This is a genomic window from Rhizobium sp. YS-1r (assembly GCF_000757525.1).
GTDB classification, from domain to species: domain Bacteria; phylum Pseudomonadota; class Alphaproteobacteria; order Rhizobiales; family Rhizobiaceae; genus Neorhizobium; species Neorhizobium petrolearium.
This window is the reverse complement of record NZ_JPYQ01000028.1, coordinates 14,913-30,636: the sequence shown is the minus strand read 5'-3', so window position 1 is coordinate 30,636 and position 15,724 is coordinate 14,913. Positions and strand designations below refer to the sequence as shown.

Here is a 15,724-nt window from a genome sequence, read left to right as displayed (position 1 = left end):
CCAAGCCTCCACGTGATGGACTTCCTCCAAAAGCTCCATCTCAGCCCATGCCCACGTCGGCATTTCACACGGCCTGCTTCAGCATCTCCTTTTCTGTGCGCAGTTCATCGATGGAACGCACGCTGCGGCGAGCAGCACCCGCCCAGTCGCGGGTCCTCACGGTAGAGCGAGCAAGCCGTTCCTTGGCGGCAGGTACGGCATCGGCATATTGCGGCAGCCAACGGGCTTCAGCGACCACCATCTCGTCTACCATCTGCCACACCTCCTCCGGCGTGCAGACCGCGCCGACCAGCGGGTCATGCAGGACAGCGAGTTTCAAAAGTTCGATATCGCCGTTGATGGCCGCATGCACCGACATGCGTTGTACATTGATGGAAGACGTGCATGTTGCCGCGCAGGCTTCTGGCAGGGTGATCCCGGAGACCATGTTGATGCCGAAGCGATCGACGAAGCCTGGCGACTCGATAATCGCGTCGTCTGGTAAATTGGTGATCACGCCGTTGTTCTTGACGTTGAAATGGCCACGGTAGACCCGGCCGGTCTCCAGCGCCTCGATGATGTGGCTCGCGTGCTCATTGGAGCGTTTGGTCGGATCGATCGGCTTTTCGGCGGATGCGAGGAAGCTGGGAAACTCCGTTTCGAACCAGTTGCGGGTTTCGGTCGAATGGCGCAGATAGCCGCCGGTCTCTCCGTGGATCCAGTCGGACATGTCGATCCATCTGACGATCTCCTCGGGGCGCTTGCGATACCAGGGCAGGTATTCGGAAAGATGGCCATTGCTTTCCGTCGAGTAGATGCCGAAGCGCTTCAGCACGTCGATCCGGAGCTTCTCCTGCTGCGAATAGACGGGGTGCGCTTCGAAGGCGGAAATCAGTTCGTCTTTGCCGATTCTGCGGCCGTCGAGCCGCAGGTCGATGAACCATGTCTGGTGGTTGATGCCGGCGCAGACATAGTCGAGTTCCTTTACCGATTTCGCGCCCAGAACTTCGGCGATCTGTTCGGCACCGTGCTGAACTCCATGGCAAAGTCCGATGGTTTCGACCTTGCCATATTCGATCGCGGCCCAGGTATTCATCGCCATCGGATTGGCGTAGTTCAGGAATCTGGCCCCGTTTTCGGCGACGTCGCGAATGTCCTTGCAGAAATCCAGGATGACCGGAATATTGCGCTGGCCGTAAAGAATGCCGCCGGCGCAGATTGTATCGCCCACGCACTGGTCGACGCCGTATTTCAGGGGAATGCGAATGTCTTCCGCATAGGCTTCCAGGCCGCCCACCCGAACACAGCTGATGATATAGCGTGCGCCCTCCAAGGCCCGTCGCCGGTCCGTCGTTGCAGTGACTCTAGCCGGCAGACGGTTGGACGCAACGACCTTGTCGAGGATAGCCTTGATCATCTCAAGATTGTGTTCGCTGATGTCGGTCAGGGCAAATTCGGCGTCCTGAAATTCCGGCACGCAGAGGATGTCCGTGAACAGCTTTTTGGTGAAGCCAACGCTGCCTGCTCCGATAATAGCGATTTTGAAACTCATGAGCTTCCACCTCGATTACGTCCCATGCCGGGAAGAGGTCAGATGAAGGAAGACAGGCTGCATGACAGCGAATGTCGTCCAAAAGTGCCGAATTTACGGGCATCTTTCTCCCAGGCCGTGTCGCGGCCCGTGACCTCTTCCTCTTCCCGACGCAAGATTATGCGGATAAAACAGGTGCCGACCAGAGAAGGATTATGCTTTCGAGGGTAATTTTGTGCTGTCGAATTTGATTGCCAATGGACAGACGATGCGAACGGTGTCGCTGCCGCGCGGGCGCCAACGCCTGCATGCCATGCCCACCAGCACCGGCTATGAGGTCAGGGAGAATGAAATCTATGACTGGGACGGGCGCAGGCGCGGCCAGACGCCCTTCACCGTACTCCAGCACACGATTAGCGGCACGGGCAGGCTGCGCTACCAGAGCAGGAGTTACAGGCTGCAGGATGGCGACACGCTTCTGGTGCTGGTCCCGCACAACCATCGATATTGGCTGGAGAAAGGCGACCGCTGGGAGTATTTCTGGATCTCGATGAATGGCGAAGAGGCGCTGCGCATCCACAAGATGGTTCTGGCCTTGGCCGGTCCGGTTCTGCGGCTTCAGCCGGCCACGATCGATCATCTTGCCGATTGCAGTCTTCGATTGATTGAGGGCGCAACTCCGACACCGGGAGCCGCATCCGCCATCGCTTACGAAGCGGCGATGGCCCTTTACGACGATGTTTTCGGCTCGCCCGCCTTTGTCGCTGAGCAAAGTTTCATGCAGCCGGTGATCGACTACATCAATGCCAATCTGGAAAAGCCTCTTCCGGTGAGTGATTTGGCTGCCATCGTCGGCCTAAGTCGCGCACATTTTTCTCGCAGCTTTTCCGAAAGCGAGGGAGTGCCGCCGGCCGAATATGTCCTGCAGCAGCGCCTGCAGCGGGCCGCAAAACTGCTCACCAAGGGAGATTTCCTCCCGGTGAAGGAGGTCTCGATGATGTGCGGCTTTCAGGATGCCAACTACTTCGCCAAGGTGTTCCGCCGCGTCTATGCCATCACGCCAACGGAATTCAGGACCACCGGCATGTATGCCAGCGTTGGAAAGCTGAGGTGATGGAATTGGGCGACGATCCAGTCGGCACAATCAAACGGATGAGCCAACAGCGGAAAGCCTGCGAAGAAGACGAGGTTCGGCCCCGGATTAACAGGCATTGTTCGGCCCGCAGCCCGCATGCGGACCCGTGAAGATGCCGCTTCCGCTTCGTGTCACCTGACGGCCCTGTTCGCCGCCGAGGACGAGCTTTCGGCTTCCCCCTCATTCCGGGAGAATGTTCAAAGTTCCCCGGAAAGACTGAGTGGGCTTGCCCCTTCGCGGTGGCAACCGCCGCCGCCAGAGCCAGAACGCCACGGTTGGACGACAGCATGCTGCCGTCGAAAGGTGCGGCGACCGGTTTGCCGTCGACAGATGACAAACCGCTCAACTGCAGGTTAAGATTGTTTATGGCCCACGTGGTCTCCGGGATCATTTTAACGGCTTGCGTCACATCCGCCAAGCCACTGCGAGTTTTTTAAGTTTGGTGGTGGACGAAATAACGTAAGCTTGATGCCACCTTTCAGTGTCAATGTGACATGAATCAATGGAAGTGATGCGTCGATAACCGATGCATTTCGGTAGAGGGACATGATGAGTGAAAATTCGAATGGCAACGGCAAGGTTGCATTAATTACCGGCGTCACCGGACAGGATGGAGCCTATCTTGCCGAACTGCTGCTAGACAAGGGCTATACCGTCCATGGCATCAAGCGGCGCTCCTCGAGTTTCAACACCAATCGCATCGAGCATCTTTATGAAGATCCGCATGTGGAAAATCCGCGCTTCATCCTGCATTTCGGCGATATGACGGACTCGACCAATCTCATCCGCATCGTGCAGGAAGCTCAGCCGGATGAGATCTACAACCTCGCCGCCCAGAGCCACGTACAGGTCTCCTTCGAGACGCCGGAATACACTGCCAATGCCGACGGTATCGGCACCTTGCGCCTGCTGGAGGCGATCCGCCTTTTGGGTTTGACCAAGAAGACCCGCTTCTATCAGGCTTCCACCTCGGAGCTCTACGGCAAGGTGCAGGAAGTGCCGCAAAGCGAAACCACGCCTTTTTATCCGCGTTCGCCCTATGCCGCCGCCAAGCTTTATGCCTACTGGATCGTCGTGAACTACCGCGAAGCCTACGGGATGCACGCCTCGAATGGCATCCTGTTCAATCACGAAAGCCCGATCCGCGGCGAAACCTTCGTCACCCGCAAGATCACCCGCGCGGCGGCCGCCATTCATCTTGGCCTGCAGGATCGGCTTTACCTCGGCAATCTGGATGCCAAGCGCGACTGGGGGCATGCGCGCGAATATGTGCGCGGCATGTGGCTGATGCTGCAGCAGGACGAGCCGGACGATTACGTTCTGGCGACCGGCGAAACGCACACGGTGCGCTCCTTCGTGGAGAAAGCCTTTACCAAGGTCGGCATGCCGATCGAGTGGCGCGGAGAGGGCGTCGACGAAAAGGGGTATGACGCGACATCCGGTCAATGCGTGATCGAGATCGATCCGCGTTATTTCCGTCCCACCGAGGTCGACCTTCTGATCGGCAATCCGGCCAGGGCGCATCAGAAGCTCGGCTGGAGGCATGAGACCAACCTCGATCAGTTGGTTGCCGAAATGGTTCGGGAGGACTTGAAGGTCATGGCACGCAACGTGCCGTCTGCGGGGGGCAACAAGGGGCTTGCCCATGCCTGACGTGATCTATGGCCTTGCCGGAAAGAACGTCTATGTCGCGGGACATCGCGGCATGGTCGGATCGGCGATCGTCCGACGTTTGGCTTCTGAAGGCTGCACGATCCTGACGGCCACGCGCGCTGAGGTCGACCTGACGAGGCAGGAAGAGGTGGAGGAGTGGATGAAGAAGAACCGTCCGGATGCGGTCTTCCTCGCTGCGGCAAAGGTCGGCGGCATCCTTGCCAACGATACCTATCCGGCCGATTTCCTCTACGACAACCTTATCCTCGAAGCGAACGTCATCCATGCGGCTCACCGGGTCGGCGTGGAGAAGCTGATGTTCCTCGGTTCATCCTGCATCTATCCGAAATTCGCCGACCAGCCGATTGTCGAGGAGGCATTGTTGACAGGCCCGCTGGAGCCCACCAATGAGTGGTATGCGATTGCCAAGATCGCCGGCATCAAGCTGTGCCAGGCATATCGCAGGCAGCATGGTCGCGATTTCGTCTCGGCCATGCCGACGAACCTTTATGGTCCCGGCGATAATTTCGATCTGAAATCGAGCCACGTCATGCCGGCACTCATCCGCAAGGTCCACGAAGCGAAGGTTAACGGGTTTCCTGAGATTACCCTTTGGGGCACCGGCACGCCGCGCCGTGAATTCCTGCATGTGGACGATTGCGCAGACGCCTGCGTCTATCTAATGAAGACCTATTCGGGCGACACGCACGTCAATGTGGGGTCTGGAGAGGACATCACCATCCTCGAACTGGCTGAACTCATCTGCGAGATCGTCGGTTTCGAGGGGGAAATTGTCCACGATCTTTCCAAACCGGACGGTACGCCGCGCAAGCTGATGAGCGCCGAAAAGCTGCAGCGCCTGGGTTGGAAGCCGAGGATTGGGCTCAAGGACGGGGTTGCGGATGCCTACGGTGCGTTCCTGGAAGGCGCTTATCTGGTGCGTAAGCATGGGGATGCAGCGTAATGGCTGTGAGACTGCAACAGAAGCCGCCTCCAATTCGCCCGACAGCCCGGTTTAGCGTCGCCAAGCGAGCAGGTAAATGCAAAGGGCGTTGGCGCGTGATGAGGGACGCTTTTCTTGTATATCCTTTCGACTGAACTGTCGGGTCCAGCAGGCGAGTTGCCGCGGCTCCGAGCTTTGGCCGCGGGCCGGCGATAGTCGCTTGCTTCGTCATTGCTGCATTCATGCCAGCCCTGGTGCTTGCGCGTCAGGACCTGGCGCTTTTCGGTAGCCCGCCTGAGGCGAAGAACGAAACTGGACCCTGTGGCGCCGGGAGCACATACGTTCGCGGGCTCGGCCCGGTTTGCCGGCCGAACGGGGGGATGCGGCGACGATGAAAGCGGCGGGCTTCTTTCATGACGTATTCCAGTATGACGCGGGTCCGGTGACGCCGTCGAAGGTTTCGATGGTGATCATCTGCCCTTGACGACAAGCCGGGCATTGCCTGAGGGAACGCCCGGTGAGTTCCTCGTAACGGTCGCGATAGTCCTTCGGAGCTCGGCTCTCTGATGGCACTGGAACCGACATGCCGATCAGGTCGCGACAGTGGGTAAGCTTCTGTTGGCGGTAGCGATTGCCGAGGAAACCGTAATAGCGCATGCGATGGAAGCCCTCGGGTAGGACGTGCAGCAGAAAGCGGCGGATGAATTCGTCGGCGGAGACGCTCATTGCGCTGGCGAAGTGGGGTCATGATGAGCTCCTCTGTCTGATGGAATGGCTGCAAACAGCCGTCCCATCCTCGCGCAGTTGGGGCTCCTACTGAATATCTGACCTCCTTGCCGCTCCGACGTAGCGGAGCGGGTTAGTCCAAGACCCATTATGCCGTAAGCTGGAATATGCCGCATGGCCGAGTTTGGCGGCCGTTGTGCCTCCTTTTGGCCACGCGGCAGTTCGGCATAATCAGAGCGCCTCGAGGTGTGAACGCGAGCAGCTCGTCGCTTGGGCGATAACTTCCGGGATGCGTTTCGGGGCTGGCTGCCGCGCGACGATCAACGTCGAATTCCGACAGGTTGATCGTCGTCAGGCCCTGTGCGAACAGATTCTGGAAGAAGCTGCGCAGATGCGTGGCTGGTGTCTTGTCGCGGAACGGGCGCTTCCGCGCGAGTTGGTGCTCCATGAACGCCACGACATCCCGGACGTTCAGCGCTGACAGATCGAGCATACTGTCGCCAAAGCGATGATCGAGGAAGCGATCCGCGAACCGCAGCACATGATAGATCGTCCGCGGGCTTAGGCCGCGCTGGCGCAGGAGATAGGTCTCAAATGCTCAGCAGCTCTGCACGTTCGGCCTGCGCAGGTGTCAGCGGCGGCCGTGTCGCCACTCCCATTTCAATCAGACGTGCGACGAACAGCCTGGCAAGATTGGGAATCTTGATCTGGCTTTTCGGCGTGACCGGCAACCGCCGCCCCAGTTCGACGGCAAGCTCTGGTGTCAACGCCGACGGTGCAATGCCCTCGGTTTCGAGCAAACGACCGAAGCGGCGAAGCAGATAGCGATAATTCGCCAGGGTGTCAGGTTTGTAGTCCCTCGACGCAAGACTTTCCTCGAGCGATGCGAAGAAGGGATCGAGGCAGGTGGTCTAATCAGATATTTCCATTTCTTGTGCTCCATGTTGTTGGAGCGACAATATTCACGCCAAAGCAATGTCTTTTTACCAGATTTGCCGCGGCTTGCGACTGTTTCTGCCGTTCGTGGCAGGAGGCGAGAACGCTTAAAGCGTTCCTTGCAGACCGTTAAATTCTTGGATTAAATCTGTCATAGGTTGCGGGAATTTGACGAGACCTGTATGGAGGATAGTACCCAGCATCGCAATTTACCAATGGATATCAGTAATTTAGTTGACGTAGATGGAAAGAGAGGGGGCATCATGCTGTTTAGATCTGGCAAAAAGTCACAAGATCCGGTCGACGGTCGGGATCAAGCCTGTCATCCCCCCCAAGGGCAGCCACTCGTCGCCGACACCGGCGAGGTTCTGTCGCCTTGGTATGCCGTTGTCATTGCCTTATCGCTCTGCGGCGCGCATTCCGCGTATGGTGCGGACGCTACCCTCAACGTGGCAGAAGAGCACGTCCCGGCGGAATCCCCGAACTGGGCTTTGCAGGTCACGCCCTATATGTGGGCCGCCGGCCTCGACGGGCATATTTCACCGTTCAGGCGAGGCCCGACGATCGGCGTCGAAAAGTCGTTCTCCGACGTCATGGACGACCTGAACTTCGGCGGTTTCGTCAACATTTGGGGACGCTACGACCGCTTCGTATTGTCGGGCGACATCATGTATGTCGATACGACGGACAGCCACAGCACCGGGCCGTTGCCGGCGCTCACGATTCCCGGCGTCGGCACAATACCGCCGGGCGGCAACATCGATGCAAAGGTCGACACCAAACAGTTCACCGCGACATTGATGGGCGGCTACCGGGTCGTCGACACGCCGCAGTTCACGCTCGATGCTCTCGGCGGCGGGCGCTTTTGGCACATCTCCAACGATGTGACGCTTACCGGGAGTCTTGGCCCAGTTAGTGGCTCTGTTAACCATGACGAGAGCTTTGGCTGGGTCGATCCACTGATCGGTCTGCGCGCCTTCTTGCCGGTGACGGACAAACTATCCCTGCAGGCGCAGGCCGATATCGGCGGCTTCGGCGCTGGTTCCGATCTCACATGGTCGGCGCTGGCGACTGTCAATTACGTCTTCAGCGATCGCCTTTCCGCCTCTGTGGGCTACAAGGTGCTCGACGTCGATTACGATCACAACGGTCACGTCTTCGACACGCGCCTCAGCGGCCCGATTCTCGGCATGACCTATCGGTTCTGATCGCAAAGGTTTCGCGCGGCCTTCTTATGAATGGATTGGTGTTCAATATGTCTCGATTCACACGCATTCTCCTTACCTTCACCGCTACTTTGGCACTGCTGACTGCAGAGGCCCAGGCCTGCACGCGGGTCGTCTACCATGGGCCTGACGGGCGAAACCTGACGGGCCGCAACATGGACTTCAAGGATCCGATGATCAGCAATTTCTGGGTTTTTCCCCGCGGGATGAAGCGTAGCGGAGCCGCCGGTTTGCGTTCGTTGGAATGGACATCGAAGTTCGGCAGTCTGGCCGTGTCTGGATATGACATCTCTACGGTCGACGGCATGAACGAAGCCGGCCTCAACGCCAGCCTGCTATGGCTCAACGCGACGCAATTCCCGGAGAACGACGGGACGACACCGCGCATGTCGCTCTCGATCTGGGCACAGTTCTACCTCGATCAGTTCGCAACGGTTTCGGAGGCCGTCGAATACACACGCAACCATCCTGTGGAGGTGGTGAGCGGCGAGGTTCCCGGTCGTCCCGGCAGTCTCGCGCCGCTGCATCTGACGCTCTCCGACGCCACCGGCGACAGTGCTGTTCTTGAGTGGATCGACGGAAAGCTGAGCATCCATCATAGCCGCGCGTATCAGGTGGTGACGAACGACCCGCCGTATGACGACCAGCTCGCCAACCAGAGATACTGGAGCGCGGTCGACCCTCTTAAATTCCTTCCCGGTAGTGGGCGCTCCGAAGACCGTTTCGTGCGCGCCGGTTTCTACATTAACGCGGTGACCCAAAGCGACGACCCCCGGATTGCCGCCGCCGCTGTGTTCAGCGTGATCCGCAACGCCTCGGCGCCCTACGGCGTGAGCATTCCCGATGCCCCGAACCTGTCCACCACCCGCTGGCGTGTGGTGGCGGATCAGAAGGGCATGGTTTTCTACGGCGAGTCAGCGACCTCGCCCAACGTTTTCTGGGTGGACATGAAGAAGCTCGACTTCTCCGAAGGCGCGCAGGTCCACAAACTGGATCTCGGGGTGGACATGAACCGCATCCTTGCCGGCGAGGCGTCGAACCAGTTCGTTCCGGCAAAACCGTTCGACTTCATGGAAGCCGAATGAAGGAAAGTAGAGCGTGACGGACAGATATGAGGTGTCGTTCCTCGCTTTGCGGTAGAAACGTTTACCGTCGACATATCGGCCACCGCTGAATTTGAAGGGGAACTTCTATCGCAAAGGTCGGGCGCAAAAGTCGGTGGCATTGCGAGGAGTTTGGCAACACTTGAGGCTGCTCTTTGGCCAGCCGATTGGAAAGCTGTCTTACCGTTTTCCACCAATACTCGCGTTCCTCGAAGCGCTCTGATTATGCCGAGCTGCCGCGTGGCCAAAAGAGGCACAACACCCGCCATCCTTGGCCATGCGGCATAATCCAGCTTACGGCATAATCCTCCAGTTCATGCATGGAAAGCACATAGGGATTGATGGGCGGTTTCGCAGATCGTTAAAAGACGCTGGGAACGCTGAATTGCGACGACGATCGCGGCAATTCCGGAAATGGTTGACGACCTGCGAAACGTTGCGTCCGGGAGGTGCGGTTAACTGCGGCCGCTATCTGATGGGAGGGGATACCCAGCCGACGCGACAGGCGGTCCAGTGTAAGATCCGGATATCGGCAACGTTTTCACGTGCATTGCGGTATCGAGCATGGGCCATGACCCGACGGTCTTCTCCAGCCGTAGGAAACCGGACAGGAGCGGGGTCTCCATCGAGGCCGCACGGCCCCGTTGCTCGCGCCAGCTCAGGAAATCCATCGCCGCCCTGGCATAGGCGTGGCGGGTGTTAGGGTTGCGGATTTGCGCGATGAAGAATTCCAGGAGGCGGCTTCGCGCGCATACTCCTAACGGAACGTGAGAATTCCCCCGGCTCTGCCCTACGAGATTCACACATCTTTTCGGAGTTTCCAGCCTGCCAGCATAGCTTTGAGGGATTGCAGGCCCTGGACCATGACGATGGGGCCTGGCTTTCCATAATAGCCGGTCCAGCCTCCGAGCCGGGCGCACACCCAGCTGGCATAGGCCAGCGAGCCTTCTGGATGGAGGTTCTTCTGTTTTTCGGTTTTACCTTCGAGGGTTTGGCAGATCGCTTCGAGGGCTGCCCGGTCTTGCGGGTCGAAGGCATCCTCCAGCGGACGCCCGGCTGTGCCGTTGCGCTCGCGGACCATCTGCAGCACCTGAATTGCGGCGATCAGCGTCGCGGTCGCCAGGTTCTCGAATGGCCCATCCTCGCCCACACGCACCGCTTCGATGTCGAAGCCCTTGGTCTTCATCACCCGGAAGACTTGCTCGATCGTCCAGCGCTGGCGGTGGAAATGGGTAATCTGCACGGCTTGCGCAAATGTTACAACCTCGTGTGTGGTCAACAGCCGCCAATGGGCAGGCGTCACCCCCGCCGGCGGATCAATTTCCCGCGCTTCGACCAAAGTCAGCGTCACCGTTTCCGGCAGTGTTGCCGCATCAACGCCCATTCGGCGCTGGGGCCGTTTCAGCGTGATCTCACAGGCGCGCAGCGCCAGCACAACCTTGCGGGCAAGCCGACCCGGATTGGCCGGCAGATCAATCATCTCACGGCCCAGTTCACTCACAGTCTTCAGGCATTCATAAAGCCTGTCGCCCCTTCCAGGCAACGGTCATGATTGGCACCGATCACAAGCTCCGTCTCGGCAGGCCGGCAGGCGAATTCCTCATAAATGTCACCTTCCCGGTCGGCGACAATGGTGACGCAGGCCGCTCCGGACGCCATCAAACGCGCCGCTGCATGTGTCGCGTCAAGCCAGCGACGGCTCTCCTTCTGCGAAAAGGGGAGCGTCTTGCGCAGCTCCTTCTTGCCTCCCGCATGGCGCAGGAACACCGCATTCACAAGCCCAAGCAACCCGCCATCATCAGCATCCACCGCGAACATGGGATGCAGGTTCAAACTGCGCTGATTGCCGTCGTCGCGCAGGGTGGTGGTATCCTGTATCGCCAGGATATGCCGTCCCTCGACCAATCCGGCAGTGCGCGCACGAGCGGTCGCGATCATCTCTTCAGGCCTCACCCGCCGATTACGTAGGAAACGCGTAAAGCGCATCTCGCCAGCTCGATTGCCCCCCACGCGACGCACGCTGATCCCAGCCTGCCCAACCGTGACCAGGCGAGCCAGAAAATCGACGCCCCTTTTTCAAGGCGCCGGTCGCCAAACCGGCCCAAACCACATTCCATCTCGTGATCCCCAAACTCTGTTGGGTCATCATCGATTCAGAAAATCGCGCCCGCCGCAAGAGGCCATCGAGATGTGTGCATATCGTAGGGCTCTGCCGGGGTGGCAGTAGAAGTTTGACATTTGCGGGAGCCCACCGCGACTTTTCCTGCGTTGAGGAAACATCTCGGGGAGATATTCCGGAAGCGTGCTGAACAGCGTGAAAGCCGTGTTGGGGAAGGTCATTTGATGCCGGATCATGTGCACATGATGCTGTCGATCCCGCCGAAATATGCGGTCAGTCAGGTTGTTGGGTATATGAAGGGCAAGAGTGCCGTCCAGCTTGGGCGGGTTTACGGCGAGAGGAAGAAGGGCTTTACCGGACAGCACTTCTGGGCACGCGGGTACTTCGTATCGACCGTGGGCGAGATGAAGAAACGATCCGCGACTACATCAGAAATCAAGAGAAGGAAGACCACAGGCTTGAGCAATTGAACCTGTGGCGTTGAACGGCCACCTTCAGGTGGAGCATTGAACCCGGGGCCGCGTCAGCGTCCCCATACCGCCGCTTTGAGCGGCTTACAACTTAAAGCCCCCGGCTTTGCCGGGGGATGCTTACGTCAAATCTGAAATGTAACTAGTTTAGTATATGTCGCAAATGGCATCTTACACCTCACCTCCCCTGTTACTCATCGGAAGAGACGAAAACATGATCTAACTTATTGTAAATAATCTTTATTTTATGATTGTCGGTCATCGCCAATGAGGTCTGTGCTGGGGTTGCGGAAAAGGAATGTAATAAAATAAGTAACTTTCTCTGGATGGGTAAGTGAAATTGCGGTAAGGTTCGTCGCCTTGGAGATCATGTTGGACCGTCCGTTTTAAAACCACCATCGCGGAAACGACGGACGGGCAGCTTGCGGGTGAGGACTGCAGACATGGGGCAGCGACGTGAAAGAACGATCTACCTCCGGGTCACGACGGAGGAACATGCGGCTATTGCGCAGGCAGCCGCGCAAGCGAAACTGACTGTCGTCGACTTCACCCGATCGGTGGCTCTCAGCGGTGCTGGGGCCCAACCGTACTACACCGACGAAGACCGTCTGTTGCTTCTGTGTTTGCGAGAAGAGCTGCGGGCGGAAGGCTGCAATCTCACGCGGGTTTTGATTGCTCTCAACCGTGATGGGCGTTTCGCGGAGGCACCGTTCAAGGCCGATTTGCTGAAAATGCAACGCGTGATCGCGGCTCTGTGTGTGGAGCTGTCCGCTCGAGCGAAGAAGATTACCCCGCAATCAAGGAGGGATTGAAATGCAGGCTATCGATCAAAGCTTTCTCAATGAGTGGGCCAGCAGGCGTGAGGCGCTTAAAATTGAGCTTGCGGCCAATCAGGAAAGGCGCTCGGAACTTGAGGAATGGTGGCGGCGTGCTCGCGGAGAAGTGCCGCCAGACTCGATGAGCATTTTTACCAAGAAAGGACAGCGCTTGAGCGCAAGGCGCACTGGGGGCAGGGCTGAACGCGGCATGCCTCAACGCTTTATCGGGCTCGCGCTCGGGGCCCAGCCCGCAGTCGTAAAGGTTTTAGGCTTTGGGGGCGGTGCCGGTGTCAAAAGGAAAATCAGCTATATTTCACGCGACGGTGAGGTGAAAATCGAAAACGAGCGGGGAGAAACGCGCAGCGGCAAAGATGCCGCCGATGCGACGTCGCGAGAATGGCGACCGCTTTTAAGCGACCGGAAGGCGAGCCAGGATATCGGTTTATTTGAAATTGAGGTGGCGTGGCGGCCTGCGACGGCGCGATCTGAGGATGCTGGCTTGGTTGTCGCCAGACAGGCATTTGCAGACAGGTCCTTCGCACTGGCTGCGACGCAGACCTCTGGGTCAACGCGAATTGAGGGACTGGTCGTGCTATTGTCTCCGACGGAAGGCCGCCTTGCGACCGACCGTCACGCGAGCAAGGCGATAAAGGCGAGGTTGATGGAAGCGTTCGCGAGGGAGGCGGAGGCAATAGAATTCCGGTTCACCGGAGGTGGGCATGGTATGCAGTACGGGAGGTCGCAGCTTCAAGCCCTGGTGGAGACGCATCGTGATCTGGTTCACGACGAGCGGGGCGAGCCGATCGACGACATGAAAGCCGCAAGTGAGCTTGTCGAGCAAAGATGGCAGGCAAAGCTTGGAAGCATTCGGCCCCGTGACACCATGCATCTCGTCGTCTCTGCCCACCATGGGACGGATCCAGCCCGGTTTGAAGACGCAGTCCGCGCGTTTTTGGCGCAGGATTTCGAAGGCCATCGCTATGTCTTTACTGTTCATGATCCGGTTCACGACCCGAAACCTCAGCTGGAGGGAGGAAGACGGCCGCATATTCATGTGCATGTCGTTGTGGCAACCCTGTCAGACTATGGCGACAGGTTGACGGTTTGGATTTCCGATTTCAGGCGGTGGCGCTTGACTCTGGCAGAGAAGGCCCGTGCACGCGGCCTCAATCTGGAAATGACCGACCGCCGCGACATGCTCACCGCACCGGCATATTCGAACAAACATGTACGACCGATCAACTACCTCGGACGCACGCAGTATGAGGGCACAAGCGTCAACGGCCAGCGCCGTTATAGCGCGAAACGCTGGGAGCTACCTTATTTACCTGCAAGTGAGCGCAGCCGTGCGTATAGTTCGATTGCGCAACGGAATTGGCAGTTGTTGTCGACGGCAGGCTACACGGCACAAATCCAGCAGTTTGCAGGTTTGAAGCTCGCGCGCTTTCAGGATCTCGATCGACAATCGTTGGGCCATTCATCGCAGGCTGCGACACGTACCGTCGTGCCAGAGCAGATGGCAAGGTCGCGGGCCGGTGTCGAGCATGGCAACGAATGGCAGTCTCGAAGCGCAGATCGCAGGCCGATGAGGGAAGACGAAAGCGGGCGTTCTGGTGCGAAACACGACATGCGTGATTTGCCAGGTGCCGGATCCGAGGACATTGAACCGCGGCAAGAAAGGAACGCAAGCGCGATCGCAGGAGATCAGAGCCGCTCGCGAAATCCTCTCGCCAGAGAGCTGTGGGGGCCGTCAAAAGAGGCCGATCGAGCCGAGCCGTTCGGCAATCGGGTGAGCGACGTCGGACATGTCGCCTTCGCGGCGATAAGGCGCTTCAGAGAGGTCGTCTTTCGCTCCAAAGCCGATGCCCAAGAAATCAACGTCCTTCGGCAAGACATCAAACGAGATCTTCAAAGCAAGATTATGAAGGCAGCGGAGATCCCCGGAGCCGAGGGGGGTTTTGGCTTGCACGCGCTGGCAAGCCCTACTCATCGAGAGGCTGCACCTGCGGTCGCGAAAGACTACAGCATCGTGACGCCGGAGCGTGGAACGGCTGAGGCCTCGGGAGTGAACAGGGATCGGGAAGAAAGGATTGCAGAAGCTTCCAAGCTTCAGATCTCTTCGCCTGTCCATGAACGACGCGCTCGCGATTTCGATCGTGATGAGTATGAAAGGTGAATGGCCATTTTCTGCACGTTCACTTGAGCCGGAGCGACCGTCAATCTGCTCGGCTGCAAGAAGCTCCGGAGGCGGTCGATATATTTCCAATATCGCTTGGAAATACCAGTTCATTCCGAACAGCCGTGTTAGTCTACCAGAACGTGTAGGGGGCAGGAGCCGGTTGACGGCAAAAATCGAATGGCAGCAATGATTGATGAAAGCAGTTCATGGAGATCGCATATCGCCTGACAAATCGACGGAGGCCTATACCCGGCTCAAATCGGCGGTAACGAGTTACCGGTCTTTTCCTGGCACGTTCTTCAACATTCGAACGCTTGCCGAGCGCATGAAATTGAGCCCGACACCGATCCGCGAAGCGCTTATCCGGCTCGTTCATGAGGAGGTGATTGGTTTCGTTCCAGGCCGTGGCTACTATGTCAAACCGCTCGACATCGATGATCTGCGCGCCGATTACGAATTGACTTTCCTCATGCTGCGTTTCGCGATCGAAAAGAGCGCCAATCGGTTCAATCTTGACGATTTGCCGCCCGTTCCCACGCCCATTGACCTTCAGGGAGAAGTCGACTTGGCCGCCAACGCGTGCACCGTCTATATCGAGACCTTTTATGAACAAGTGGCTCTCTTGGCTGGCAACTTGCGTCTGGTGCGAGCCGTGCGGCAATTCAATGATCGCATAAGGCCCGTTCGGCTCTTTGCATTGCGGTCGATGCCGAGCCCAGGTGAAGTACCAGCAGATCTGAGCCGCTTTGCTGCGGCCTTGGCAAGTGGCGAGCAAAAACGGGCGCTGGGGATGCTTGAAGAGCGATGCCAGGAGATGGTTGCCGCTCTTCCGGATTTGGTGAAATCGCTCCACCTGCGCGCGCAGCACGTCCGGATGCCACTTGAGGACCTCGTCTAGTCGCCCGC

General features: G+C 58.3%; 13 protein-coding genes and 2 pseudogenes. 9 read left to right on the top strand and 6 right to left on the bottom strand.

Annotation, left to right across the window (positions count from 1 at the left end; all coding sequences use genetic code 11):
* Positions 1 to 64 precede the first annotated feature (64 nt).
* Positions 65 to 1,531 (bottom strand): alpha-glucosidase/alpha-galactosidase, encoded by a 1,467-nt coding sequence (locus tag JL39_RS19570; protein WP_037154481.1) that lies wholly within the window; start codon positions 1,529 to 1,531, stop codon positions 65 to 67.
* 214 nt (positions 1,532 to 1,745) lie between these two features.
* Here JL39_RS19570 and JL39_RS19565 point away from each other — a divergent pair, with 214 nt between their 5' ends.
* The 3 genes from JL39_RS19565 (at position 1,746) to JL39_RS19555 (ending at position 5,262) form a co-directional block, all read left to right on the top strand.
* Positions 1,746 to 2,624, top strand: a complete 879-nt coding sequence (locus tag JL39_RS19565; protein ID WP_037154478.1) for an AraC family transcriptional regulator — start codon at positions 1,746 to 1,748, stop codon at positions 2,622 to 2,624.
* Positions 2,625 to 3,191: 567 nt separating this feature from the next.
* Positions 3,192 to 4,298: a GDP-mannose 4,6-dehydratase gene (gene gmd / locus JL39_RS19560; protein WP_037154475.1), complete on the top strand. Its 1,107-nt coding sequence runs from the start codon at positions 3,192 to 3,194 to the stop codon at positions 4,296 to 4,298.
* Complete coding sequence (locus JL39_RS19555) at positions 4,291 to 5,262, top strand: GDP-L-fucose synthase (RefSeq protein ID WP_037154472.1); 972 nt, start codon at positions 4,291 to 4,293, stop codon at positions 5,260 to 5,262. Before gmd ends, JL39_RS19555 begins: the two co-directional genes overlap by 8 nt.
* 390 nt (positions 5,263 to 5,652) lie before the next feature.
* Here the strand turns inward: JL39_RS19555 and JL39_RS19550 are convergent.
* The 3 genes and pseudogenes from JL39_RS19550 to JL39_RS32585 form a co-directional block, all read right to left on the bottom strand.
* Positions 5,653 to 5,967, bottom strand: a pseudogene (locus JL39_RS19550) (transposase); the annotation flags it as partial.
* A 148-nt stretch (positions 5,968 to 6,115) separates the two neighbouring features.
* Positions 6,116 to 6,508 carry a hypothetical protein gene (locus JL39_RS32590; RefSeq protein ID WP_052183003.1) on the bottom strand — a complete coding sequence of 131 codons (393 nt, stop codon included), beginning with the start codon at positions 6,506 to 6,508 and terminating at the stop codon, positions 6,116 to 6,118.
* 49 nt (positions 6,509 to 6,557) lie between these two features.
* On the bottom strand, positions 6,558 to 6,767 hold the full coding sequence (locus JL39_RS32585; protein WP_052183002.1) for a hypothetical protein: 210 nt from the start codon (positions 6,765 to 6,767) through the stop codon (positions 6,558 to 6,560).
* A gap of 585 nt (positions 6,768 to 7,352) precedes the next feature.
* On the opposite strand from JL39_RS32585, the gene JL39_RS19540 reads away from it, so the two are divergent.
* Positions 7,353 to 8,111 carry a hypothetical protein gene (locus JL39_RS19540; RefSeq protein WP_052183006.1) on the top strand — a complete coding sequence of 253 codons (759 nt, stop codon included), beginning with the start codon at positions 7,353 to 7,355 and terminating at the stop codon, positions 8,109 to 8,111.
* 47 nt (positions 8,112 to 8,158) lie between these two features.
* On the top strand, positions 8,159 to 9,214 hold the full coding sequence (locus JL39_RS19535; RefSeq protein ID WP_052183005.1) for a linear amide C-N hydrolase: 1,056 nt from the start codon (positions 8,159 to 8,161) through the stop codon (positions 9,212 to 9,214).
* 817 nt (positions 9,215 to 10,031) lie between these two features.
* On the opposite strand, the gene JL39_RS31665 is transcribed toward JL39_RS19535, so the two are convergent.
* On the bottom strand, positions 10,032 to 10,733 hold the full coding sequence (locus JL39_RS31665; RefSeq protein ID WP_152601194.1) for a transposase: 702 nt from the start codon (positions 10,731 to 10,733) through the stop codon (positions 10,032 to 10,034).
* 5 nt (positions 10,734 to 10,738) lie between these two features.
* A complete protein-coding gene (locus tag JL39_RS31660; protein ID WP_152601193.1) occupies positions 10,739 to 11,170 on the bottom strand; it encodes a hypothetical protein in 432 nt (143 codons plus the stop codon).
* A 330-nt stretch (positions 11,171 to 11,500) separates the two neighbouring features.
* Between JL39_RS31660 and tnpA the strand changes: the two are divergent.
* From tnpA to JL39_RS19505, 4 genes and pseudogenes are all read left to right on the top strand, one after another.
* Positions 11,501 to 11,835: pseudogene (gene tnpA, locus JL39_RS19520) on the top strand (IS200/IS605 family transposase); the annotation flags it as partial.
* 429 nt (positions 11,836 to 12,264) lie between these two features.
* Positions 12,265 to 12,633 (top strand): hypothetical protein, encoded by a 369-nt coding sequence (locus JL39_RS19515; protein WP_037154463.1) that lies wholly within the window; start codon positions 12,265 to 12,267, stop codon positions 12,631 to 12,633.
* A 1-nt stretch (position 12,634) separates the two neighbouring features.
* A complete protein-coding gene (locus JL39_RS30580; protein ID WP_052183001.1) occupies positions 12,635 to 14,815 on the top strand; it encodes a hypothetical protein in 2,181 nt (726 codons plus the stop codon).
* A gap of 196 nt (positions 14,816 to 15,011) precedes the next feature.
* Positions 15,012 to 15,716: a GntR family transcriptional regulator gene (locus JL39_RS19505; protein WP_037154460.1), complete on the top strand. Its 705-nt coding sequence runs from the start codon at positions 15,012 to 15,014 to the stop codon at positions 15,714 to 15,716.
* Positions 15,717 to 15,724: the final 8 nt, after the last annotated feature.

What these genes read in the sequence shown, in the direction of transcription:
- JL39_RS19515 (WP_037154463.1), top strand. Translation starts at nt 12,265, where the DNA reads ATGGGGCAGCGACGTGAAAGAACGATCTACCTCCGGGTCACGACGGAG.
- JL39_RS19555 (WP_037154472.1), top strand. Translation starts at nt 4,291, where the DNA reads ATGCCTGACGTGATCTATGGCCTTGCCGGAAAGAACGTCTATGTCGCG.
- JL39_RS19570 (WP_037154481.1), bottom strand. Translation starts at nt 1,531, where the DNA reads ATGAGTTTCAAAATCGCTATTATCGGAGCAGGCAGCGTTGGCTTCACC.
- gmd (WP_037154475.1), top strand. Translation starts at nt 3,192, where the DNA reads ATGATGAGTGAAAATTCGAATGGCAACGGCAAGGTTGCATTAATTACC.
- JL39_RS30580 (WP_052183001.1), top strand. Translation starts at nt 12,635, where the DNA reads ATGCAGGCTATCGATCAAAGCTTTCTCAATGAGTGGGCCAGCAGGCGT.
- JL39_RS19505 (WP_037154460.1), top strand. Translation starts at nt 15,012, where the DNA reads ATGAAAGCAGTTCATGGAGATCGCATATCGCCTGACAAATCGACGGAG.
- JL39_RS19535 (WP_052183005.1), top strand. Translation starts at nt 8,159, where the DNA reads ATGTCTCGATTCACACGCATTCTCCTTACCTTCACCGCTACTTTGGCA.
- JL39_RS31660 (WP_152601193.1), bottom strand. Translation starts at nt 11,170, where the DNA reads ATGATCGCGACCGCTCGTGCGCGCACTGCCGGATTGGTCGAGGGACGG.